General features: G+C 50.2%; 3 protein-coding genes and 1 tRNA gene. 2 read left to right on the top strand and 2 right to left on the bottom strand.

The window, feature by feature from the left end; genetic code table 11:
• Positions 1 to 69 precede the first annotated feature (69 nt).
• Both MVD07_RS08255 and MVD07_RS08250 read left to right on the top strand, forming a co-directional pair.
• Positions 70 to 321: a hypothetical protein gene (locus tag MVD07_RS08255; protein ID WP_297500710.1), complete on the top strand. Its 252-nt coding sequence runs from the start codon at positions 70 to 72 to the stop codon at positions 319 to 321.
• Positions 318 to 923: an integrase gene (locus MVD07_RS08250; protein WP_297500707.1), complete on the top strand. Its 606-nt coding sequence runs from the start codon at positions 318 to 320 to the stop codon at positions 921 to 923. Before MVD07_RS08255 ends, MVD07_RS08250 begins: the two co-directional genes overlap by 4 nt.
• Before the next feature lie 254 nt (positions 924 to 1177).
• Here the strand turns inward: MVD07_RS08250 and MVD07_RS08245 are convergent.
• A tRNA-Glu gene (locus MVD07_RS08245) sits at positions 1178 to 1255 on the bottom strand.
• A gap of 42 nt (positions 1256 to 1297) precedes the next feature.
• Positions 1298 to 1571 (bottom strand): EamA family transporter (locus tag MVD07_RS08240; protein WP_297500704.1); only part of this gene is annotated, 274 nt, incomplete at its 5' end.

Here is a 1571-nt window from a genome sequence, read left to right as displayed (position 1 = left end):
ATGATGGTGTGGTAGAGTTCGAAACAAGAGGAGGGCGCAAATATAGGATTTGGCTCGAAGAGGAGCGTGATGGCGGTGAGGGTCAGGAAGGTTGAGTGGGGGTTCTACGAGGTTGAGTGCGAGGGTTGCAACGATTCAGTCAATATCCTGTTCCACTACGACAGCAAACGTCATAGATACATCGTGAACTTCGACTGGCAGGATAAGATGGAGTTCACGGAGAAGCAGGGCGAGACGCTCATGGAGTTCCTCGACTGGTTGGAATCCTTGACAGTCGAAGAATCTTTCGACTCTCAAGGTGAGGAGGGGGTGATCTTATGACCGTTAACTTTCATACGAAAGTTAAGGCAAAACAGGGCCGAAACCTCAACAATGACGAAGAGAAGCCACGAAAGTTAAGAAATGTCAAAATGTTCGGGTGGGACAAAGGCCTCGACTACGAGAAGACATACAAACTTATACTGAACCACTATCGCCAGGCAACCAGGGACACCTCCAAGGCATACGACATAATATTGCTGACTCAGTTGAGAAACGGATCCCGCTTAACTGAGGCAATCAACTTCCTGAACAAGATAGCCGAGATGAAGCCCTTCAAGCGGCAGGCCACCATAATCGTCGAGAAGAGAAAAGACAAATACGAACGCCAGATGATTTTGCCCGAAGAGATCAGCAAAGCCGAGCTAATGAGAGTATCATATATCATTAGAGAGGCCAACCGCTGGAAGGTGTCAGGATACTGCAAGCGGACTTATGGCTTCAACACCCACGCCCTGAGGTATGCCTTTATCTCGTACCTATCTAGGAAAGGCGTTTCTCCACAGATAATCGCCAAAATCACGGGGCACAAATCCCTGGAATACATCATCTACTACACTCAGCAGATTCAAGCCGAGGACGTCCTGAAGAACCTGCCGAGGTGATCCCCATGACCGTAACAGCAATAACTTCATGGGGCGCAGGTCAGAATTGGTGGAGTTTCATGGATAATCATGGAGGAAGGCACCATAAAAAGACAGATGTGCACATTACTCTCGACCAGGACGTCCTTCAAGAATTGGCCAGATTAGACGTGGTAAGGTCTCGTTTTATCAACAGCCTATTAAGGACGGCTCTCTTTGGGGAAGAGCCTTCTATAACGGTGAAGCTACTTTTAGAAAGGCGGACGGGAGGATTATGGTGCCCCGGCCGGGATTTGAACCCGGGGCGCGGGCTCGAAAGGCCCGCATGTTTGACCGGGCTACACCACCGGGGCTCGATATTAGGGGAGGAGGAGCGTTTAAAAACCTTTCGCAGCTCAGTTAATGCCCACCAGAATGCTCCCCATTATTATGAGGCCCACCCCCACCCACCGGAGGACATGGACGGATTCCCCGAGATAAACCGCGGCGAGGATTACGGTCACTACATAAGCGAGGTTCAGGAGAGGATACATAAGGCTCGCCGGGAGCTCAGAGAGCGAGAACAGCCAAAGGACTGAAGAGATGAGGTATAATAGGAGCCCAATAAGGGCGTATCTGTTTGTGAGAAACGCTTTGACTGCATCGAAGGAGAGACCGTAAGCACTAGCC

This window comes from Thermococcus sp. (assembly GCF_027008145.1).
GTDB lineage: Archaea > Methanobacteriota_B > Thermococci > Thermococcales > Thermococcaceae > Thermococcus.
Note: the sequence above shows the minus strand (reverse complement) of the source record. Positions and strands in the feature narration are given on the sequence as shown.

Coding starts and splice junctions, on each gene's coding strand:
- MVD07_RS08255 (WP_297500710.1), top strand. CDS start 70: ATGGCGGTGAGGGTCAGGAAGGTTGAGTGGGGGTTCTACGAGGTTGAG.
- MVD07_RS08250 (WP_297500707.1), top strand. CDS start 318: ATGACCGTTAACTTTCATACGAAAGTTAAGGCAAAACAGGGCCGAAAC.